Consider the following 22173-nt stretch of genomic DNA (forward strand, 5'->3'; position numbering starts at 1 on the left):
TATGGAACGCATTCCAATCCTGCGCATGGGCAAATTCCTGCTGGTGACGATCCAGATCGACATGCAGGATCAGACCGCGCTGCAGTTGCAGGAAGACCTGGCCAACCGGATCGAGAAGACCAGCGCGCGCGGCGTGCTGATCGACGTCTCCGCGCTCGAGATGGTGGACTCCTTCATCGGCCGCATGCTCGTCAGCATCTCCGGTATCGCGCGCATTCTCGGCGCGGAAACAGTCGTCGTGGGCATCCAGCCCGCGGTAGCCATCACGCTCGTGGAGCTTGGGCTATCGCTGACCGGTGTGCGTACCGCCCTCAATGTGGAGCGCGGCATGGCCATGCTCGACGCCGCACAGGACCAATGACATGAGCGTCCTACCAAGCGGCGCGATGGCGCCCACGGGCAACACGCCCCTGCGCGACGAGCGCGACATCGTGCAGGCGCGTGCGATCGTGCGCACCCTGTCGGTCGGACTCAAGTTCTCGCTCGTCGAGCAGACCAAGATGATCACCGCGGCCAGCGAGCTCGCGCGCAATACCGTCGTCTACGGCGGCGGCGGCGAAATGCGCTGGGAGGTGATTGGCGACGCGGTGCGCAAGGGGTTGCGCCTGCATTTCGAGGACAAGGGGCCCGGCATTCCGGACGTCGAGCAGGCACTGGTCGACGGCTGGACCACGGGCAGCGGGCTCGGCATGGGCCTGTCCGGCAGCAAGCGACTGGTAAATGAATTTGCCATCCGTACCAACGTTGGTGAGGGGACCTGTGTCAGCATCACTCGGTGGAAATAGCACCCACGGCCCCCACGTCACGTTCCCCATGGGCGATCCGAGCCGCGTTGGCGAGGCGCGCCGGTTCGCGGCGGATCTGGCCACGCGTCTCGCGTTCGACGCCATCCAGTCTGGCCGGCTCGCCGTCGTGGTCAACGAGCTCGGCAACAACCTGCTGCGACACGCGGTGGGCGGCCGGCTGCTGATCGGCGCGCGCACGATCAACGACAGCGTGGCCATCGAACTCATCTCGATGGATCAGGGTCCCGGCATTGCCGATATCCAGGCCTGCATGCGCGACGGCTATTCCACCGCAGGCAGCGCAGGCCAGGGGCTTGGCGCGATGCAGCGCATGGCGGACGACTTCGACATCCATTCGCAGGCCGGCGACGGCACGCTGGTACTGGCCCGCTTCTATCGCGAACGCGACCGCAGCGGCGCCGCGCGGCGCCTGTCCGGTTTCGCGGTTGGCGCCATCTGCCTGGCCGCGCCGGGCGAGCGCGTCAGCGGCGACGGCTGGAGCGTCAACATCGACGCCAGTACCATCGAAGTGATGGTCGCCGATGGACTCGGCCACGGCCCGGACGCCGCGGTCGCCGCGGATGCCGCGCTGGCCGCTTTCGATCGGCCGCGGCCCCGCGGCGCGGGCCGTTTCGTCGAACTCGCGCACAACGCGCTGCGCGGCACGCGCGGCGCGGCGATCGCCATCGCGCAGGCGGACGCCGCGACGGGCCGCGTCAGTTTTTCCGGCGCCGGCAACGTCGTCGGGCGTATTCTCTCCGGTGTGACCGACCGCACGCTGCTGGCGCAGAACGGCACCGCCGGCGTGCAGTTGCGATCGAACGTGCAGGAGCAGGACATGGAGTGGCCCGCCCACGCGCTGCTGCTGCTCTGCTCGGACGGCGTACAGTCGCGCTGGCAACTGGAGGATCGCAGTCTGCTGCAACGGGACCCGGCCCTCGTGGCCGCCTTCGTCATCTGGAAATTCTGCCGCGGCCGCGACGACGCCACCGTGGTGGTGATTCGCCGCGCGGAGACCTGACCATGGCCGAACTCGACAACGACCCCGCCACCCTGCAGGCCCTGCTCGATGCGCGCACGCAGGAAGTGGAAGCGCTGCGCGCGGAGCTCGAGGAAACGAACCGCGGCGTGCTGGCGTTGTACTCGGAACTGGATATCCAGGCCGACCAGCTGCGACAGGCCACGGAGCTCAAGAGCCGTTTCCTCGCCTACATGAGCCACGAATTCCGGACGCCCATCGTGGCCATCCAGAGCATTACGCGGCTGCTGATCGATCGCGTGGACGGCCCGCTCACGACCGAGCAGGAACGGCAGGTCACGTTCGTGCGCGATACCGCCGCGGAGTTCGCCGACATGGTCAACGACCTGCTCGACCTCGCGCGGCTCGAAGCGGGACGCGTCGATGTGTCCCCGGCGTGGTTCGACATGGTGGTGCTGTTCGATGCGTTGCGCGGCATGTTCAAGCCCGTGCTGACTAATCCCGAAGTCTCGCTGATCTTCGAGGAACCGCAGGATATCCCGAAGCTGTTCGGCGACGATCGCAAGCTGTCGCAGATCCTGCGCAACTTCATCTCCAACGCGCTCAAGTTCACGCCGAGCGGCGAGGTCCGCATCGCCGCGCACAGCGACAACCCGGCCACCATCACGTTCTCCGTGCGCGACACCGGCATCGGCATCCCCGCCGAAGCGCATGGCGCCGTGTTCCAGGACTTCGTGCAGATTGACTCGCCGCTGCAGCGGCGGTATCGCGGATCCGGCCTCGGACTGGCACTGAGCAAGCGGCTGGCCGAGGTGCTGGGCGGCCATGTCGGGTTCGAAAGCGAGGTCGGCGTCGGCTCGCGCTTCTACGTCACGCTGCCCGTGACTTACGGCGCGCCGTCGAACGCCGACGCCAATACACACGGAGGCAGCCATGGGCAATGATGCGATGCCCGCGCCGGCACCCTCGGCACCGACGATGCCGGGCCGCGATATCGCGCCCCTGGTACTCGTCGTCGACGACAATCCCGTCACGCGCTATGCGACGGTCCGCACGCTGTCCGCCGCGGGCTTTCGCACCATCGAGGCCGAAAGCGGGCAGGAAGCGCTCCAGCGCGCGGACGTGACGGTCTCCGCGATCGTGCTCGACGTCAACCTGCCCGATATCGACGGGTTCCAGGTCTGCCGCATGCTGCGCGAGCGCCATGACACGGCGACCGTGCCGGTGGTCCACCTGTCGGCTACGTACGTCCAGGACTACGACAAGGTGCGCGGCCTGGACGCCGGCGCCAGCGCCTATCTGATCCACCCGGCGGAACCCGCCGTGCTCGTGGCGACGATCTCGTCGCTGCTGCGTGCCAGCGCGGCCGAACGCTCGATGCGGGAGTCCGAGTCGCGTTTCCGCGCGATCTACCATCAGGCCATCGGCGGCATCTGCACGATCGATCTCGATGGCCGGTTCGTCGACGTCAATCCGGCCATGCAGAGCGTGCTGCGCCGCCCGCCGGAGGAGCTCGTGGGGCAACCGGTCGCATCGTTCGCCCCGCCCGGCTGGCGGGAGCGCGTGGAGGAAGCCACGGGCCCGCATGCCAACCACGGCTGGCAGGGCGCGTTCCCGCTGCTCGATGCCGAAGGCCAGCTCACGTTCTTCGAATGGAGCATCTCTTCCGTGCTCGAGACCGGCGTCAAGGTCGCGGTGGCATCGAACATCACGGACCGCGTCAACCTCGAACAGCAGCGCGAGCAGCTGATCGAGCGCGAGCAGGCCGCGCGCGCGGCGGTCGAGCGGCTCAACCGCATGAAGGACGACTTCATCGCCATCCTCTCGCACGAGCTGCGCAATCCGCTCAACGTGATTTCGGTATGGACGCATGTGCTCGGCCGCCATATCGACTCCGACGAGGGCCGGCGCGGACTGGCCGCCGTGGAACGCAATATCGCGATCCAGCGCCGGCTCGTGGCGGACCTCGTCGATGTGTCCATGCTCAACGTCGGCAAGCTCAAGCTCGAGCGCGAACGCACGAATCCCGCCGACGTCATTCGCAGCGCCATCGAAAGCATGGAGGCTGCCGCGCAGGACCGCCGCGTGACGCTCGACGCCGAGTTCGCGCCCGGGCTGACCAACGAAGCGTTCATCGACCCCGCGCGCTTCCAGCAGATTCTGTGGAACCTGCTCTCCAACGCGATCAAGTTCTCGCCCGAAGGCGGCACCGTGCGCGTGATCGCGCGCCCCGAAGGCGACGCGCTGCAGGTCACCGTCATGGATCAGGGCCGTGGTATCTCCGCCGAGTTCCTGCCGCTGCTATTCGACCGTTTTACCCAAAGCGACGATGCAAACCGGCGCAAGCACGGCGGCCTCGGCCTCGGGCTCGCCATTGTCAAGCATCTGGCCGAAATGCATGGCGGATCGGTACAGGCACGCAGCGGCGGCGAGAACCAGGGTTCGACGTTCGAAGTCACGATCCCGCTCCACGAAACCGCGCCCACGGATACCGACGCCTCGGGCGGCCAGCCCGTGCTGGCCCATCAGCCGGTGCCGCTTCAGGCGCTCGATATCCTCGTGGTCGAAGACGACGCCGACGCCTCGGCCGCGCTCTCGACGATTCTGACCGGCTACGGCGCGCGCGTCCGTTGTGCGCGCGATTGCGACGAAGCCCTTGCGCAGATCAGTCGGGCCACGCCTGACCTGGTCATCAGCGATATCGGATTGCCCGGCCGCGACGGCAACGATCTGATCCGCGACATCCGCATCCGCGAAACGCTCGAGTCGCTGCCGCGCGTGCCCGCCATCGCGCTGACCGCCTTCACGCGCCAGCAGGACCGCCGCGTGTCGCTGGAGTCGGGCTTCGACGCGGTCTGCGGCAAGCCGCTGCGCCTGCAGGACCTGCTCAACGCGATCGAGGCGACGCTGGGCCCGGGACGTTGATCCCTCCGGAAATTTCCGAACGCGCTATGCGAAATTGCCGCCATTAGGCGGCAATTTTGGCGCTATTTAGCGGAAATACGCGCCAAATTTCATAAATCTCCGATTTCACACTGCCTACTGGATAGGCACCATTCGTGGCTTTAAAACGCGAATCATTCGCATCCGTGCGCGATTCGCTCTCCATGAGCCACTGAAGATGACATCCAGTTTGCATTCCCCGCTCGCTCCCTCTCCGGCTAGCGCCATCCGCCCGCTCGCGGCCCTGGCGCGGCTTGTCGTGCTGACGGGCTTCCCGCTCTGCGGCACCACGCTCGCCCATGCGGCCCCGGCGGCCACCACCCTCCCCGCCGTCACCGTCACCGCGCCCACGCTTGCCGCCAACGACGCAAGGGGGCACCAGCTGGAAACGCCCTTCGCCAACGGCGCGCTGGGCAGCCGCTCGCAGCTCGACACGCCGTTCTCCACGACCATCGTCACCGGCGAGGATCTGGCCGACCGCCAGGTCACCAAACTGGGCGACATCTTCGCGCTCGATGCCTCGGTCACGGACAACAGCAATGGCAACAGTGCGTGGAATTCGTACCTGACCGTGCGCGGCGTGCCACTCGACTGGCAGCGCGGCTTCAAGATCAACGGCATGCCCTACGTCGGCTACGGCAATACGCTGCCATACGAACAGCTCGCGCAGGTGGAACTGCTCAAAGGGCCTTCGGCGTTCATGTATGGCTTTGCCACGCCGGGCGGCGCGCTCAACTACGTCACGAAGAAGCCGCCCGCGCCGGGCGAGCCGCTGCTGGCCAGCATCGACTTCGGATACCGCACCGCGCATCTCTGGGGCGAGCACCTCGACCTCGGCGGGCGCGTGGGGCCGGACGACCGGTTCGGCTACCGCGTGAACCTCACGCACGAGGAAGGCAAGCCCGCCAACGCGGTCGGCATGAACCGCAACGCGGCGTCGCTGGGCCTCGAGGCACGCGTCACCCCCGCGCTCACGTGGACATTCGACGGCCTCTATCAGGACCGCAATGCCTGGGGCCAGACGCCCACGTTCGCGACCTATGCGATCCAGGGCACGCGGCTGCCGGCCATGGTCAGCGGCCGTGGCGGCGTCTTTGCCGGGCCGGACCAGCATCTGTACACGAACCTCCAGCTCTACACGACAGGCCTGCGCTACGCGCTCTCCCCGGACTGGACGCTCACCACGCGCTACAGCTTCTCCAAGCAATCGCGCAACCGCAACGAGTCGTCCTACGTGCTGCGGAACAGCGCCGGCGACTACGACGACTATCGCTACTACGGTATTCAGGGGCACCAGTTCAACTATGTCGATGCCATGGTGGAGGGCCGGTTCCGCACGGGGCCGTTCGCGCACCAGATCGTCGCGGGCGTGGCCGGCCAGAAGCAGCGAAACTTCTATAGCCGCGGCACGGGCCGCTACTTCCTGCTCGGCACCGGCAATATCTTCGAGCCAAGCACCAATGTCTTCTATCAGCCGGATGGCCTCGTCACGTTCCGCGCGAGCGACATCGAGCAAAAGGCCGCGTTCCTCTCCGACACGCTGCAACTGACCGAGCGCTGGTCGGTGCTCGCCGGCGTGCGCTATACGAACTTCTCGCAGCACAACTACAACCGCGGCGGCACGACGAAGAGCGTCTACAGCAAGAGCGGCGTCATCTCGCCCACTGCGGCGCTGATGTTCAAGCCGGCGCCGGGTACGACGCTCTATGCCAGCTACGTGGAATCGCTGGAGCCAGGCACGCTGGTGAGCGACCAGAGCCTCGCCAACTTCGGGCAGCAGCTGAATCCGGTCCGCAGCCGGCAGTACGAGGTCGGCGCCAAGACCGACCGCGACCGCTGGACCGGCACGGCGGCGCTGTTCCGCCTCGAACGCGGCGCCCAGTACCGCCAGGGCAACTATATGGCGCAGGACGGGCTCGAGGTGTATCAGGGCGTGGAACTGGACGGCTACACGCGCGTCGGCCAATGGGATCTCAAGGCCAGCGCGATGTACCTGCATGCGCGCTATGCGCGCGGCGTGCAGAACGACGGCAATCGCGTGGCGGGCGCGCCGGCGCTCGTGCTCGCGGGCGCCGTGGGCTATCGCGTGCCGTTCGTGCCGGGCCTGCGCATCGGCGTGGACGGCAAGTACACGGGCAGCGTGAAGCTGCGGCCCGCCGGCGATATTGCGCTGGGCGGCTACACCGTGTTCAATGCGGGCGCCAGCTACAGCACGCGCGTGGCGGGCCGCGAGGTCACGCTGCGCGCGGTGCTGGCCAACCTGACCAACAAGCGCATCTGGGGCTTCCAGTACGCCGACTATATGCAGCCGGCCGATCCGCGCGCGATCAGCCTGAACGCGAAAATCACGTACTGACGCTCGGAAACGTCCGTCCGACTGGCGAACCCCGCGATCGCTGCCTACGATAAATCCATCGTTCATGCATCGAGGGGATCGTCATGACCCGCGCGCTCGCATCGTCCCTGCTGTCCCTGTTGCTGCTGCTTGCGGGCAACGTGGCGCATGCCGTTACCAAATGCCAGGGACCGGACGGCATCCTCTACCAGAACGGTACCTGTCCGGCGGGATACGCCAATATCACCGCCGGCATGAAAGCCAACATCACCACCGTGCCGCGCAGCACGCCGGCGTCGCGCCAGCAGGACGCCGCATATGCGCGCGTGCTCGCCGCCGAAGTTCGCGAGCGAGAGGCACAGTGGACGCTCGATCAGCAACGCTATCGCATTGCGCAGAACAATTTCTGGGCCGAGTGTCAGATGCTCGAATTCCAGCTTCGCGCGAGTGAACGCGCGATCGTGGAATCCCCCACATGGGAGGGGTCACGCCGCTATCGCGAGAGCCACCGCGCCCTGCGCACGCAGCAATACGACCTCGGTTGCTATGGCTGAGCGCGATATTAGTCGCGCTTAGATCGGCCTACAAAAAGTTTCAGACGCCAAGCGTAACGACGTTCCCTACAATCCGGGTCACATTCCGGCCCGCCAGCTTTCGTCGCGTTTTTGTTCGATTCGACCTGCCGTTAGCCTTGCGGTCGCAACCCTCATCCGTGAAGAAACATGATGACTCTGACCGCGATCGTTGCGTACATGCTGGCCTGCATCGTTGCACTGGCCTACGGCGCCCGTTGGGTGCTCAAGAATGACCCCCTGCTGCGGCAGCATGCGCTGAAACCGCGCACGCGCCCGCAAACGGAGGACCGCCGGTAACGCACCGCGCTGCCGTGCGCTGCGCCGCACCGTTCCCTTGTTAGCCCGGTCATGTCCTGCCGGGCTTTTTTCTTTTCCGCCCCTGTCCTACAGGCCGAGGTGCGGCGCGCCGACAGCATGTGGCATCGGGTTGGCTATCGTGTAAGCAGGGCATGGTGCCCCATCGTGCCCTGCTTGCCCCGTTACGCTTACCCCGCTTACCTACAGATCGCCGCCCATCATGTCCGCCGTCGCGCCGCCCTTCCCGCCCCCTCCGCAGGAAATCACGCCGGAGCCGGTTACTCAACCGGACAGTGGTCCGGAGGCCTCGCCGCCCTTCTTTACCGCCGACGGCGATCCCACGCCGGCGCTCTACCAGCGGCGGGCAAGCATCGCGCTCGTCATACTGGCCACACTGGCCTGCCTGTACGCACTGCATGCGGCCCGCACGTTCCTCGTCCCCGTGGTGATGTCGATCGTCATCGCCTACTTGCTGGATCCGCTCGTGGCGGGATTGCAGCGCTATCGCGTGCCGCGCAGCGTCGGCGCCACCTTCGTGCTGCTCGCGATGTGCTCGCTGCTGTCCTGCCTCGCCTATCTGCTGCAGGGCCAGATCGAATCGATCGTCGATCGGCTGCCCGAGATCGCGGGCAAGCTCTCGCGGTCGCTCGGTGCGCTGATGTCGGGGGACGACTCGATGATCCAGAAAGTGCGCCGTGCCGCCACCGTGCTCAGCGGCACCGGACAGCCCGTGCCGGCGCGCGCGCCGCAGGTGGTCGTGGAGCGTCCCAGCGATGGTCTCAGCAATGTGCTGTGGCTCGGCTCCGCGGGCGTCTTCTCGATGCTTGCGCAGGCGACGGCCGTGCTATTCCTGACATGGTTCCTGCTGCTCGGCGGCGACATGTTCAAGCGCAAGTTCGTGAAGATGGTCGGCAAGACCATCAGCCAGAAGAAGATCAGCGTGCATATGCTCGCGGAAATCAACCGCTCGATCCAGCGCTACATGCTCATGCTGCTCCTCACCAATGCGGCGCTGGGGGCCTGCACGTGGCTGCTGCTCAAATGGCTCGCCATGGACAACGCGGGTACGTGGGCCGTTGCCGCGGCGGCGCTGCACCTCGTGCCGTACTTCGGCGCGGTGCTCATCGCCATCTGCCTCGGCGTCGCGGCCTTCATGCAGTTCGGCACGCTCGGCATCGCGGCCGTGGCGGCCGGCGGCTCGCTGCTGATCGCCACGCTGATCGGCTCCGTGGTCACGACCTGGATGACGGGACGCATGGCACGCATGAACGCCGTGGCCGTGTTCGTCGCGCTGCTGCTGTTCACGTTCCTCTGGGGCACATGGGGCATGCTGCTGGCCATTCCGCTGGCGGTCATCGCCAAGGTCGTCGCCGATCACGTGGAGGGCCTCGAGCTCCTTGCCGAGTTTCTCGGCGAATGACGCCGCGCCTGCCCGGTTTCACCGGGCAATAATTTCATCCCGCAAAACATTGATGCAGCGCAGAATGACCTGCCGCATCCGTTCGCCTATAACCTTGCTCTAACGCCCGTGCCAATGCCGCATGGGCCACAAGGATGCCGCCCGCGGAGTTTCACGTGGCGAAATTCCAGAAAAGAGGAGACATTGGTGACGGTACCCAGCACGTCCCTGCAGAAGGCCTGCCGGCTGCTACGCGCGCTCTCGGATGCACGCCATACGCGGCTGACCGACGTGGCCGCCGCGGCAGGCGTCGACAAGGCGTCCGCGCTGCGCCTGCTCGAAACGCTCGTGGCCGAGGGGCTCGTCGAACGCGACCCCGATACCAAGGCCTTTTCCCCGGGCCGCGAATGGCTGACGCTGCAATCGGCCGCGCAGCGCCGCTTTGACCTGCGGCCGGTCGTGCGGCCCGCGCTGATCCGGCTGGCCAACGCCTTCGAGGACTCCGCCATCCTCTCCGTGCCCAGCGGCTGGGAATCGGTCTGCATCGAACTGCGCCTCGGCACCTTCCCCATTCGCGCGAACTACCTCGATATCGGCAGCCGCCGCCCGCTTGGCGTGGGTGCCGGCAGCCTGGCGCTGCTGGCCGCGCTGCCCGACAGCGAGGTGGAGACCGTGCTCGGCTGCATCGCCCCCTCGCTGCGGCGCTATACGCGCCTCAACGCCGACGTGCTGCGCCGCCATATCGACGCCACGCGCGAGCGCGGCTACGCGGTGCTGCTGGACGTCGTGGTCGAGCGCATGGGCGGCATCGCCATCGCGCTGCCCGATGCCAACGGCTATCCGCTCGGCGCGATCAGCATGGCCGCGCTCAACGAACGCATTACCGAGCGCGAGGCGACCATCGCCCGCGCGCTGCGCCGCGAGGCCGAGGCGATCTGCGCGACATGGCGCGGCCGTGCCCCTGCGCCGAACGCCCCCGCCCTCGCGCGCGCCACCCCCGTCCGCACCGCCACCCCAACCACCACGATCGAGGAGGCTTGACCGCATGCGCTGGAAACAACGTCCGGAAGGTTCCAACTGGGGCGACTTCGGTCCCGACGATCAACTGGGACGCGTGAATCTGATCGGTCCCGAGCAGGTGGTCAGGGGCGCGCGCGAGATTCAGGCAGGGCTGAGCTTCTGCCTGTCGCTGCCGCTCGACTATCCGGGCGGCAACAAGCTCAATCCGCGGCGGCACCCGCCCGTGCTGCGGCCCACGTTCCGGGAAGACACGCCCTATCTGAACTTTCCGCTCGCCAAGGTGCACCCGGCCGCGACGGACGTGATCAGCGACGACCAGGTGCTGCTGTCGCTCCAGTATTCGACCCAGTGGGATTCGCTCGCGCACGTCGGGGCGCTGTTCGATGCCGATGGCGACGGCCGCGCCGAGCGCGTCTACTACAACGGCTATCGCGCCAACGACCATATCGTCGGTCCGATGGACTACGCGGAGGACGCCGGTTTTGCCGCGCACCCATGCGGGCACGAACACAGCCACGCGGATGCACTGGGCATCGAGAACTTTGCGGTCAAGGGCATGCAGGGCCGCGGCGTGCTCGTCGATCTTGCGCACGTGTACGGCACCGAGTTTCGCGATATCGGCTACGACGAACTGATGCGCGCGATGGAGGCGACCGGCGCCGAGGTCGAATCCGGCGACATGCTGCTGCTGCGTACGGGGTTCTCGGAAGTCGTGCTGTCGATGGCCCGCGATCCCGACGAGACAGTGCTGCACCACAGCTGCTGCGCGCTCGATGGCCGCGACGAGCGGCTGCTGCGGTGGATTACCGATGCGGGCATTGCCGCGCTGATCGCGGACAACTATGCGGTGGAGCGCTTTCCGGCGCGCCCCGCGCCGGCCGGCCAGGCCACCCATCCGATGCTGCCGCTCCATCACCACTGCCTGTTCAAGCTCGGGCTGCCGCTCGGCGAGCTCTGGTACCTGAAGGAGCTTGCCGACTGGCTGCGCGCGCACCAGCGCACGCGCTTCATGCTGACCGCGCCGCCGCTGCGATTGCCGGGCGCGGTCGGATCCCCGACGACACCGATCGCCACTGTCTGAACGCAGGTGAGGCACACGCCTGGCGGCCGGCCAATGCGGCCGGAACCAAACCTTGGCGGTTAATTGCTAATTTCAAAGCAGCACGCACCAAGACAAACCCATAAGAAACCCAGAAAAAACTCAGGAGACAACCATGCGTATTCCCTTTGGCCGCAAGGCCCTCGGCGCGCTCGCGCTCGCTGCGTTCGGCACACTGCCGGCCGGCCAGGCCACCGCGCAACCCAAACCCGGCATTTCCGACGACGTGGTCAAGATGGGTCTGTTGCTGGACATGAGCGGCCTGTATGCGGACGTGACCGGCCGCGGCAGCGCGGCCGCGGCGCAGATGGCCATCGACGACTTCGGTGGCAAGGTGCTGGGCAAGAAGATCGAACTCGTGGTGGTCGATCACCAGAACAAGGCCGACATCGCCGCCAACAAGGCGCGCGAGTGGTTCGATACGGACCACGTGGACGCCATTCTCGACGTCGCGGCCTCCGCCCCCGCGCTCGCGGTACTCGACGTGGCCAAGCAGAAGAACCGCATCGTCGTGTTCTCGGGTCCCGGCACCGAGCGCATTACCAACGACCTGTGCACGCCGGTCTCCGTCCACTATGCCTACGACACCTACGCGCTCGCCAACACCACGGCCAAGGCCATGGTCCAGCGCGGTGGCAAGACCTGGTACTTCCTGACCGCCGACTACGCGTTCGGCCACACGCTGCAGCAGTCGGCCACGGCGGTCGTGCAGGAAGCCGGCGGCACCGTGCTCGGCGCCTCGCGGCATCCCACGGGCGCGAGCGACTTTGCCTCCTACCTGCTGCAGGCGCAGGCCAGCAAGGCGCAGGTCGTCGGGCTCGCCAACGCGGGCGGCGATACCGTCAACGCGATCAAGGCGGCCTCCGAGTTCGGCCTCACGCGCAACAACGCGCAGCGCATGGCGGGGCTGCTGCTGTACATCAACGACATCCATGCCATCGGCCTCAAGACCGCGCAGGGGCTCGTACTGACGGAAGCGTTCTACTGGGACATGAACGACGAAACCCGCGCGTGGTCGCGCAAGTACTTCGACAAGGTCAAGAAGATGCCCAATATGAGCCAGGCGGGCGTCTATTCGTCGGTGACGCACTATCTCAAGGCCGTACAGGCCGCCGGGACCGACGAGACCGCGGCCGTCATGAAGCAGATGAAGTCGATGCCGATCAACGACTTCTTCGCGAAGAACGGCCGCATTCGCGAGGACGGCCGCATGGTCCACGACATGTACCTGTTCGAAGTCAAGGCGCCCGGCGAGTCCAAGTATCCGTGGGACTACTACAAGGTGCTGGCCACCGTGCCCGGCGACCAGGCCTTTATGCCGCCGTCCAAATCCCAATGCCCCCTGATGAAGAAATAGACCGATGACAGCGAGCTATGTACGCGGCGTGGGCAACACGCCTTTCGGCCGGCTGCCCGGCAGCACGCCGCTGACACTGATGGCGGACGCGGCGTCGGTCGCGCTGGAGCAGGCCGGCCTGCGGCGCCAGGACGTCGATGGCGTGCTGTGCGGCTATGCCACGACGCTGCCGCATCTGATGCTGGCCGACCTGTTCTGCGAGACCGCGTCGCTCTCCCCGGCCTATGCGCATGGCATGGCTGGCGGCGGGGCAACCGGCGGCCTGATGGCGATGCTCGCGCACGACCTCGTCCGCGCGGGCCGCTGCCGCAATGTGCTCGTGGTGGCCGGCGAGAACCGGCTGTCCGGCCAGAGCCGCGACCAGTCCATGCAAACGCTGGCGCAGGTCGGCGAGCCCGCCATCGAGGTGCCCAATGGCGCGTCGGTCCCCGCCTACTATGCGCTGCTGGCCTCGCGCTATCTGCACGAGACCGGGCTCGAAGCGGATGCGCTAGCCGAGTTTGCCGTGCTGATGCGCCGGCATGCGGGGGGCCATCCCGATGCCCATCTGCGCGAGCCGATGACGCTGGCGGATGCGCTTGCCGCCAAATGGATCGCGGCGCCGCTGCGGCTGTCCGACTGCTGCCCGATTTCGGATGGCGCGGTAGCCGTGGTGGTCTCCATCGAGCCGGGCGCGGGCACGCCGGTGCGCATTGCCGGCGCGGGACAGGCGCATCGGCACCAGCATCTGTCCGCGATCGAAAGCGTGATGGACTCGGGCGCGGCCGATGCCGCCGCGCGTGCGTTCGCCGAAGCGGGCTGCGCGGTGGCCGATATCGATCTGCTCGCCATCTACGACTCGTTCACGATCACGCTCGTGATGCTGCTCGAGGAACTGGGCATCGCGCCGCGCGGCCGTGCGATCGACCGGCTGCGCGCGGGTGACTTCGGCGTCGATGGCGTGCTGCCGCTCAACACGCATGGCGGCCTGCTCGCGTTCGGCCACTCGGGCGTGGCGGGCGGCCTCATGCATCTGGCGGAAGCCAGCCGCCAGCTCGCGGGCCGCGCCGGCGCACGGCAGATCGCGCCCCAAGGCGGGACAGCAAGGCGGCGCGCACTGTTCCACGCGGACGGCGGCGTGCTGTCGTCCCATGTCAGCCTGATCCTGGAGACCGCATGACGCATCCCTATACCGAAGGACTGGCCGCTGGCGTGGTCCGCTACCAATGCTGCGCGGCATGCGGCGCGTGGCAACCGCTCACCCGGCTCGCGTGCCGGACGTGCGGCAGCGCCGACCTCCACTGGCAGGACGCCAGCGGCGACGCCACGGTCTTCGCCGTCACCGAAGTCTCCCGCGCGCCGACCGATGCGTTCCGCGCGCTCGCCCCGTACACGCTCGTCCTCGCCACGCTCGACGAAGGCCCGCGCGTCATGGGCCACGCAGCCCCTGGCGTACGCATCGGCGACCGCGTGCGCGCGTCGTTCCTGCCGTTTGGCGACGGCACCCTGCTGCGATTTGCCTGAAACACGAACACTGATCCGAAACATGTCCACTCGTCTCGACTCCCTGCTCTCGCCCAAGTCCATCGCCGTGATCGGCGCCTCCGACAATATCCACAAGATCGGCGGCCGGCCAATCTACTACATGCGCCAGCACGGCTATGCCGGCACGATCTACCCGGTCAATCCGCAGCGCGAAACGATTCAGGGCATCCCTTCGTTCCCCTCGCTGGACGCGCTGCCCGCGGTGCCGGAACTCGCGATCATCGTGGTCGCCGGCGACGCCGCCGTGCAGGCCGTGCGCGATTGCGCGCGGCTCGGCGTGCAGTCGGCGATCGTCATCGCCTCGGGTTTCGGTGAAGCCGGCGAGGAAGGCAGGCGCCAGCAGGACGAGATGGTGCGCATTGCGAAAGACGCCAATCTCCGCATCGTCGGCCCCAATAGTCAGGGCCTCGCCAACTTCGGCAACGGCGCGGTCGCCAGTTTCTCGACCATGTTCATCGAAGTCCCGCCGCAGGACGGCCCCGTCGCCGTGGTCAGCCAGAGCGGCGGCATGGCGGCCATGGTCTACGGCCTGCTGCGCAGCCAGGGCATCGGCGTGCGGCACGTGCATGCCACGGGCAACCAGGCCGACGTCACCGCCAGCGAACTGGCGCTGGCCGTCGCGCACGACCCGGACGTCAGGCTGCTGCTGCTCTATCTGGAAAGCCTCTCGGACCCGGACATGCTCGCGCAGGCCGCCGCGGTGGCGCGCGCACGCGGCGTGCCCGTGGTCGCCGTCAAGGCCGGCCGCACGAACGCGGGCCAGCGCGCGGCCGCGTCGCATACGGGCGCGATGGCAAGCGAAGACCGAGCGGTAGATGCATTCCTCGCGCGGCACGGCATCTGGCGTGCGGACGACGCCCACGCGCTCGCACGCTGCGCGCCGCTGTACCTGCGCGGCTGGCAGCCATCGGGCCGCCGGCTCGTGGTCGTCAGCAATTCGGGCGCAAGCTGCGTGATGGCCGCCGACGCGGCCGATACGCTCGACCTGTCCATCGCCCCGCTCTCCGACGCGACGCAGGCCGCGCTCGCCGAACGCCTGCCCGGCTTCGCCGCCACCGCAAACCCCGTCGATGTCACGGCCGCCCTGCTGACCAACAGCGCGCTGTTCGGGGACGTGTTGCCGGTCGTCGCCGAAGATCCGTCCGCGGATCTGTTCCTGCTCGATATCCCCGTGGCCGGCATGGGCTACGACGTCCCCCGTTTCGCGCGCGACGCCGCGCATTTTGCCGACAACGCGGGCAAGCCGATCGCCGTGGCCACATGGCAGGAGTCGGTCGCCAGCGTGTTCCGCGCGGCCGGTGTGCCGACCTTCGAGAACGCGGCCGATGCGCTGGCCGCGTTCCGCCAGCTGACCGGCCATCAGGCGCTGCTGCGCATCGTCGCGCAGGAACCGCCGGCCGCCGCGGCCATACCCGCGCCTCCGCATGGCGGCAAGACGCGCACGCTGTCCGAAGCCGCGAGCCTCGCGCGCCTGGCCGACGCGGGCGTCAACGTGGTCGAGCACGTGCTGTGCCGCACCGCCGACGAAGCCGTGGCCGCGTGGCAAAAGATCGGCGCGCCCGTCGCCGTCAAGGCCAGTTCGCCGCAGGTTCCGCACAAGAGCGAACACGGCCTGGTCATGCTGCATTGCAATGACGCCGATACCATCCGGCAGGCCTTTGCCGCGCAGACGCGCACGCTCGCCGACATGCGGGCCGACTGCGAGGGCGTGCTCGTCGCGCGCATGACGCGCGGCCAGCGCGAGCTCATGGTCGGCGCGCACTGGGATCCGACCTTCGGCGCAGTGTTGCTCGTAGGCGACGGTGGCAAGTACGTCGAGGTGCTGCGCGACACGGCGCTGCTGCTGGCGCCCGCCACCCCGGCGGCGGTCGCGCGCGCGCTGTCGTCGCTGCGCATCGCGCCGCTACTCGCGGGCGTGCGCGGCGACAAGCCGATCGACGTGGAAGCGCTCTGCAGGCTGGCTGCCGGGGTGGGCCGCATGGTTCACGACGCACGCGGCGCGATCGCCTCGGTCGATCTCAACCCCGTGATGGCGGGCCCCGATGGCGCGGTAGTCGTCGATGCTTTGATCGAGGTGTCCGGGCAAAGCTGAAAAACCTCGGGGTCTGCGGTGACCGGCCGGCGCCAAGATGGGGATGGTGGCAGTCCACCGCAAGGGCTCCTATTGTTCATGGGCAGGAATACTGTGTCGACAAAACTGGCCTATGACGTAGCGAATACGTGCCGTTACATTGGGCGGCCCGCGTGTTTCGAGCCCATTAGACACACGCGCGGCTGCCACAATAAGGACTCCGATAATGAAAGCCCATCATGCCTGCCTGGCGGCACTGTCCATGCTGCCAGCCCTTGCTTCCGCCCAGGGAAGCGGCATCACCCTCTATGGCGTCGTCGACGACGGCATCGAATACATCAATCACCTGCCCCGCGCCGGCAACAGCAGCGCCTCTACCGTGCGCATGTCGGCCGGCAATCTGTCGACGTCCCGCTGGGGCCTGCGCGGCCGCGAGGACCTCGGCGACGGCCTGGCCGCGGTGTTCCTGCTCGAGAACGGTTTCGACCTCGATACGGGCGTGGCCAATCAGGGGGGCCGCCTGTTCGGCCGTCAGGCCTATGTCGGCCTGCAGCAGCGCTACGGCACGCTGAGTCTCGGCCGCCATCAGAACCTCGTCTACGACTTCTCCAACGCGTTCGACCCGATGGCCATCGCCACGCGCTATTCGCTGCTGATGCACGATCGCTGGATGTCGAGCCGCTCGGACAATTCCGTGAAGTTCTTCGGCCAGACCGGTAGCGTCTACTATGGCCTGCTCTACAGCACGGGCTACGACAGCAGCGCCGGCGGCGAGATTCCGGGCGACTACAAGGCGGGCCGCGAGATGAGCGCCGCGCTCGGCTATGCGGCGGGCCCGCTCGCCCTGCGTGTGGTCTACGACGACCTGCACGGCAGCACGCTGGCCACCGACGACAACCGTGAACGCCGCGCGGCGATTGCCGGCACCTACACGTTCGGCCCGGCCAAGGCGTTCGTCGGGTATCGCTGGTACTACGGCGACTTCACCACGAGCTCGCTGCGCACGAATCTGTACTGGGCCGGCATGCAGTACCAGCTGACCCCGGTGATTTCCGTGACGGGCGTGGCCTACTACACCGACGTGCGCAACAGCGGCGGCGATCCCTACAGCTTCGTGCTGTCGGGCTCATACGCGTTCTCCAAGCGGACGGACGTCTACACGGTGTTCGGCTTCACCCGTAATCGCGACGGCTCCAATCTGAGCCTGAGCGGCTTCGGCCCGTCGCTGAACCGGTCCGCGACCACGCTGGTCAACACGACGGAACAGGTCGGCGCCGGCCAGAACCAGTTCGGCGCGGTCATCGGTATCCGCCACCGGTTCTAGCCGCGTGTTAGAGGAGGATCTCGGACATTTCTGAGCACCCGACCTTGAAAAACGCCCAATACTGTATATATTCACAGTAACTGTATGAATACACAGTATCGGAGCGTGCGATGGAACAACTCGTTCGGGTGCAAAACGAATATGACCGTCAGGTATTGGGCTGGCTGCGCGTGCGCGTAGGCGACGCGGCGCTGCAAAGTGCCGCGCGCCAGGCCGCCACGGATGGCGAAAAGCCTTATCTTTCAACGATTTGCCGTAGCCTCGGCATTCGCCCCCCGTCCCGCCGCGCATTCCGCGACGAGGCCGCGAAGACGCACCGCGCCGTGGGCGAACGCTACCTCAAGCGCATCCGGCAGATCCTCGGCGCCGCCAGCCCCGCGGCCTCCCACCCCGCTCAGCCCGCCCGCCGGCCGGAACCCCGCGCCGCATCGCGTCCGCAGGGCTCCCTGTTCTGATCAGGCCGGCAGGTCCGTCACCCGCATGGCGGGCGTGATCTGCAGCGGATCGGTCACGAGCTCGATCAAGGCCGGCTTCTGTTCGGCCACCGTGGCCGCCCGCGCGCGCTCGAGCGCCGCGGGGAAATCCTCGGTCCGCTCCACGCGCTCGGCCACCGCGCCGCAAGCCCGCGCCATGCCGATAAAGTCCGGCGACGGGATCGTCGTCCCGCTCTGACGCCCCGGGTAACGCCGCTCCTGATGCATGCGGATCGTGCCGTACATCCCGTTGTTGACCACGATGACGATCAGGTTGGCCCCATGCGCGGCCGCCGTGGCGATCTCCTGCGGATACATCAGGAAGCAGCCATCGCCCGCGAACGCGATCACGGTCTTCTCGGGCGAACGCAGCTTGGCCGCGATTGCCGCGGGCAGGCCATAGCCCATCGCGCCACAGGTCGGCGCCAGTTCCGTGCGCGGCTGCCTGTAGGCGTAGAAGCGGTGCAGCCACACCGTGTAGTTGCCCGCGCCGTTGGTCAGGATCGAATCCGCCGGCAGCACGTCGTTCAGGTGCGCCATCGCGGCGGCCATATCGACGCCGGTCAGTTCCGGATGCGGCCTGGGCACCGTGACGAACGCCTCATGCTCGGCGCGCGCGCCGGCCGTCCAGTCGCCCCAGACCGGCGTCGCGGCGGGTTTCAGCGAGGCCAGCATCGCGGCGCCGGGCTCCACGCCCGCATGAATCGGCAGGTCGGCCTGATAGACGCGCCCCAGTTCGGCATTGTCGGCATGGATATGCACGAGCTTCTGCACCGGCCGCGGCACCTGCAGCATCGTGTAGCCATCGGTCGCGATATCGCCGAGGCGCGTGCCGAATGCGATGATCAGGTCCGCGCCGCGCACCCGCTCCGCCAGCTTCGGGCTCACGCCAAGGCTCAGGTGGCCCACATAGTGCGGATCGCGGTTGTCGAAGGTGTCCTGACGGCGGAACACGCAGGCCACCGGCAGGTTCCACGTCTTCACGAACGCCGCGAAGTCACGCGCGGTGGCCTCGGTCCAGTTCGCGCCGCCCGCGATCACGAGCGGCCGCTTCGCTTCGGCCAGTGCCGCCGCCAGCGCGGCCGTATCCTCGGGCCGCGGCGCGGCGGCCACCACGCGGTACGGGGCCGCATCGGCGGTCTCGCACAGGTTGTCGAGCACGTCCTCCGGCAGCGCGATCACCACGGGCCCCGGCCGGCCCGACGTGGCCACCTGGAATGCGCGCGCCACGACCTCGGGAATGCGCTTCGGATCGTCGATCTCCACGGCCCACTTGGCCAGCGTGCCGAAGACCGCCGCGTAATTGACCTCCTGGAAGGCCTCGCGCCCCTTGTGCTCGCGCGCGATCTGGCCGACGAACATGATCATCGGCGTCGAATCCTGCTGCGCGATATGCACGCCGATGCTCGCATGCGTGGCACCCGGCCCGCGCGTCACGAAGCAGATGCCCGGTTTGCCGGTCAGCTTGCCATCGGCCTCGGCCATGTTGGCCGCGGCACCCTCGTGCTTGCATACCACGAGGTCGATCGCGGGCTGGTCGTGCAGCGCGTCCAGAACGTCGAGAAAGCTCTCGCCGGGCACGCAGAAGATGCGTTCGGCACCATGGATACGCAGTTGATCGACGAGGACGCGGCCACCGGTGCGGGCCGAGGGGGAGGAAGTCGAAGCGGTCATGACGAAGCGTGAGGATTGAAGAGGTAGACGAGAAAACAGATTGTCTGCGATTGTTCCGTTTGACGATACGCATCGCGCGGTCTATCGTGCATTTCTGTTATGCGAATTATGCAAGACGGCACGCCATGGGGGCGTGTAGATTTGCTGACGGCGCATGTTGCAACGACGCCCTGAAAACTACACAGCAACTGGAGACCACGCAATGCCCTTTCCCCAAGTTTCACGCGGGATGATGCGGCCGCTGTTTGCCGCGCTTTGTGTCACATGCATGGCCACGGCGCCCCACGCGCGGGCCCAGTCGGCCGACAAATACCCCTCGAAGCCCATCAACTACGTCGTGCCGTTCGCGGCGGGCGGCACCACGGACCTGCTCGGCCGCCTGATCGGCCAGCGTCTGTCGCAGGTACTCGGCCAGTCGGTCGTCGTGGAAAACCGGCCCGGCGCCGGCGGCAATATCGGTTCCGACTATGTGGCCAAGGCCGCGCCCGACGGGTATACGCTGGTCGGCGGCACCATCAGCTCGCACTCGATCAACGTGAGCCTGTATCCCAAGATGCCGTACGACCCGGTCAAGAACTTCCAGCCGGTGGCGCTTATCGGCACGCTGCCCAATGTACTCGTGGTCAACGCCAGCAGTCCGTGGAAGTCCGTTGAGGACGTGATCGCCGCGGCCAAGGCCAAGCCGGGCGCGATCAATTTCGGCTCGTCGGGCAACGGCACCTCGCAGCATCTGTCGGCCGAGCTGTTCGCCAACATGGCCGGCCTCAAGCTCACGCACGTGCCGTACAAGGGCAGCAGCCAGGCCGTGCAGGCGCTGCTCGGCAATCAGGTGGACCTCGTCTTCGAGAACAGCGTGGCCGCCGTGCCGATGATCCAGTCCGGCAAGTTCCGCGCGCTGGCCACCACGGGTCCGAAGCGCTCGGCCGAGCTGCCCGACGTGCCCACGGTGTCCGAGGCGGGCCTCAAGGGCTACGAGATCGTGTCGTGGCAGGCCATCTTCGCGCCGGCCGGCACGCCCGCGCCGATCGTCAACAAGCTCGCCACCGAGATCGGCAAGATCATCCGCGAACCCGAGATGCGCGCGAAGCTCGCCGGGCTCGGCGTGGAGCCCTCCGGTGCGGGCCCCGCGGAACTGGGTGCGTTCCAGAAGCGCGAAGTCGCCAAATGGGCGGAGCTGATCAAGGTAGCCAACATCCGACTGGAGTAATCGACAGCATGAGCGAACACCGCATTCCCGCCGCCGCCCTGCACCAGTGGGTGCAGGATCTCTGGCTCGCCGCGGGCTCCGACGCGCGCGAGGCGCGCCTGACCGCCGACCACCTCGTACTGGCCAACCAGTCGGGCCACGACTCGCACGGCGTCGGCATGATTCCCAAGTACGTGCTGTCGTGGCAGGCGGATCAGCTGCAGCTGAACCAGCGCGTGAGCGTCGTGCACGAGTCGGGCGGCATTGTGAGCCTCGATGCCAACCGCGGCATGGGGCAGGCCCTCACCGAAGAGGCGATGCGCATCGGCATTGCGCGCGCGAAGGAACATGGCGTCTGCGTGCTGGGGCTGCGCCGCGCGCATCATCTGGGCCGCGTGGGCCACTGGGCCGAGCAGGCGGCGGCCGCGGGCCTGATCTCGATCCACTTCGTCAACGTGCTGTCCAAGCCGATCGTCGCGCCGCACGGCGGCTACGACGCGCGCTTCGGCACCAATCCGTTCACGATCGCCGTGCCGATTCCGGGCCGCCCGCCGCTCGTGCTCGACTTTGCCACCAGCGCGATCGCGCTCGGCAAGGTGCGCGTGGCCAACAACAAGGGTGTGCCCGTGCCGCCGGGCTGCCTGATCGACGATCACGGCAACCCGACGAACGACCCGTCGATCATGTTCCCGATGGCCGGCGGCCCGCACGGCGCGCTGCGCACGTTCGGCGAGCACAAGGGCTACGTGCTGGCCATGATGTGCGAACTGCTCGGCGCCGCGGTCACGGGCGGCCATACCATCCGGCCGGAGACGCTCACGCACGAGCACGCGGTCTGGAACAACATGCTCGCCATCGTGTTCGATCCCGCTCGCCTGGGCACGAGCACCACGTTCGGCCACGAGGTCGAGGCGTTCGTCGAGTGGGTCAAGGCCTCGCGCCTGCAGCCGGGCACCGAGGACATCCTGTTCCCCGGCGATCCGGAACGGCAATGGCGCCAGCTGCGCGCGGAAACCATTCCCGTCGATGCGGGCACGCTGTCCCAGCTCGACGACGCGGCGGCACGCGTGCTGCAGTCGCGCGGCAAATCGCCAGGGCCGCTGACACGGCTCGCGCTCGATTGAATTTCAGG

At 67.5% G+C, this 22173-nt stretch carries 20 protein-coding genes; 19 read left to right on the forward strand and 1 reads right to left on the reverse strand.

The features are described 5' to 3' along the window. Position 1: 1 nt before the first annotated feature. The 17 genes from AAHB16_RS00615 (at position 2) to AAHB16_RS00695 (ending at position 18163) form a co-directional block, all read left to right on the forward strand. Positions 2-361, forward strand: coding sequence for an STAS domain-containing protein (locus AAHB16_RS00615; RefSeq protein ID WP_150371911.1), 360 nt, complete (start codon positions 2-4; stop codon positions 359-361). A 1-nt stretch (position 362) separates the two neighbouring features. Further along, positions 363-785, forward strand: a complete 423-nt coding sequence (locus AAHB16_RS00620; protein WP_342049786.1) for an anti-sigma regulatory factor — start codon at positions 363-365, stop codon at positions 783-785. A 28-nt stretch (positions 786-813) separates the two neighbouring features. Further along, positions 814-1806 (forward strand): anti-sigma regulatory factor, encoded by a 993-nt coding sequence (locus AAHB16_RS00625; protein ID WP_342049787.1) that lies wholly within the window; start codon positions 814-816, stop codon positions 1804-1806. Positions 1807-1808: 2 nt separating this feature from the next. Continuing rightward, the gene (locus AAHB16_RS00630) at positions 1809-2708 is read left to right on the forward strand and encodes a sensor histidine kinase (protein ID WP_150371913.1); all 900 of its coding nucleotides are present in this window, start codon (positions 1809-1811) and stop codon (positions 2706-2708) included. Then, on the forward strand, positions 2698-4689 hold the full coding sequence (locus AAHB16_RS00635) for a hybrid sensor histidine kinase/response regulator (protein ID WP_223851454.1): 1992 nt from the start codon (positions 2698-2700) through the stop codon (positions 4687-4689). Before AAHB16_RS00630 ends, AAHB16_RS00635 begins: the two co-directional genes overlap by 11 nt. Before the next feature lie 196 nt (positions 4690-4885). Beyond that, positions 4886-7063, forward strand: coding sequence for a TonB-dependent siderophore receptor (locus tag AAHB16_RS00640; protein ID WP_342049788.1), 2178 nt, complete (start codon positions 4886-4888; stop codon positions 7061-7063). Positions 7064-7146: 83 nt separating this feature from the next. Next, on the forward strand, positions 7147-7596 hold the full coding sequence (locus AAHB16_RS00645; protein WP_150371915.1) for a hypothetical protein: 450 nt from the start codon (positions 7147-7149) through the stop codon (positions 7594-7596). A gap of 168 nt (positions 7597-7764) precedes the next feature. Continuing rightward, positions 7765-7914, forward strand: coding sequence for a hypothetical protein (locus AAHB16_RS00650; protein ID WP_191002216.1), 150 nt, complete (start codon positions 7765-7767; stop codon positions 7912-7914). A gap of 220 nt (positions 7915-8134) precedes the next feature. Beyond that, positions 8135-9334, forward strand: a complete 1200-nt coding sequence (locus tag AAHB16_RS00655) for an AI-2E family transporter (protein ID WP_342049789.1) — start codon at positions 8135-8137, stop codon at positions 9332-9334. 186 nt (positions 9335-9520) lie between these two features. Further along, positions 9521-10354 (forward strand): IclR family transcriptional regulator, encoded by an 834-nt coding sequence (locus AAHB16_RS00660; RefSeq protein ID WP_342049790.1) that lies wholly within the window; start codon positions 9521-9523, stop codon positions 10352-10354. Between the two features lie 4 nt (positions 10355-10358). Next, positions 10359-11414, forward strand: coding sequence for a cyclase family protein (locus tag AAHB16_RS00665; protein WP_342049791.1), 1056 nt, complete (start codon positions 10359-10361; stop codon positions 11412-11414). A 133-nt stretch (positions 11415-11547) separates the two neighbouring features. Continuing rightward, positions 11548-12789, forward strand: coding sequence for an ABC transporter substrate-binding protein (locus tag AAHB16_RS00670; RefSeq protein ID WP_150371919.1), 1242 nt, complete (start codon positions 11548-11550; stop codon positions 12787-12789). A 4-nt stretch (positions 12790-12793) separates the two neighbouring features. Further along, positions 12794-13948, forward strand: coding sequence for a thiolase family protein (locus AAHB16_RS00675; RefSeq protein WP_342049792.1), 1155 nt, complete (start codon positions 12794-12796; stop codon positions 13946-13948). Beyond that, complete coding sequence (locus tag AAHB16_RS00680; protein ID WP_342049793.1) at positions 13945-14292, forward strand: Zn-ribbon domain-containing OB-fold protein; 348 nt, start codon at positions 13945-13947, stop codon at positions 14290-14292. The genes AAHB16_RS00675 and AAHB16_RS00680 overlap by 4 nt, the downstream gene beginning before the upstream one ends. A 22-nt stretch (positions 14293-14314) precedes the next feature. Continuing rightward, positions 14315-16405 (forward strand): acetate--CoA ligase family protein, encoded by a 2091-nt coding sequence (locus AAHB16_RS00685; RefSeq protein ID WP_342049794.1) that lies wholly within the window; start codon positions 14315-14317, stop codon positions 16403-16405. A gap of 205 nt (positions 16406-16610) precedes the next feature. Continuing rightward, a complete protein-coding gene (locus AAHB16_RS00690) occupies positions 16611-17708 on the forward strand; it encodes a porin (RefSeq protein WP_150371923.1) in 1098 nt (365 codons plus the stop codon). A gap of 110 nt (positions 17709-17818) precedes the next feature. Further along, positions 17819-18163 (forward strand): hypothetical protein, encoded by a 345-nt coding sequence (locus AAHB16_RS00695; RefSeq protein ID WP_150371924.1) that lies wholly within the window; start codon positions 17819-17821, stop codon positions 18161-18163. On the opposite strand, the gene AAHB16_RS00700 is transcribed toward AAHB16_RS00695, so the two are convergent. Continuing rightward, entirely contained in the window at positions 18164-19855 is a 1692-nt protein-coding gene (locus AAHB16_RS00700) for a thiamine pyrophosphate-binding protein (RefSeq protein WP_342049795.1), read from the reverse strand. It abuts the gene before it with no gap. 268 nt (positions 19856-20123) lie between these two features. Here AAHB16_RS00700 and AAHB16_RS00705 point away from each other — a divergent pair, with 268 nt between their 5' ends. Then, a complete protein-coding gene (locus AAHB16_RS00705) occupies positions 20124-21062 on the forward strand; it encodes a Bug family tripartite tricarboxylate transporter substrate binding protein (protein ID WP_342049796.1) in 939 nt (312 codons plus the stop codon). Positions 21063-21070: 8 nt separating this feature from the next. Then, positions 21071-22165 carry a malate/lactate/ureidoglycolate dehydrogenase gene (locus AAHB16_RS00710; protein ID WP_150371926.1) on the forward strand — a complete coding sequence of 365 codons (1095 nt, stop codon included), beginning with the start codon at positions 21071-21073 and terminating at the stop codon, positions 22163-22165. Positions 22166-22173: the final 8 nt, after the last annotated feature.

The organism is Cupriavidus sp. OTU4054 (assembly GCF_038440175.1).
Lineage (GTDB): Bacteria > Pseudomonadota > Gammaproteobacteria > Burkholderiales > Burkholderiaceae > Cupriavidus > Cupriavidus pauculus_D.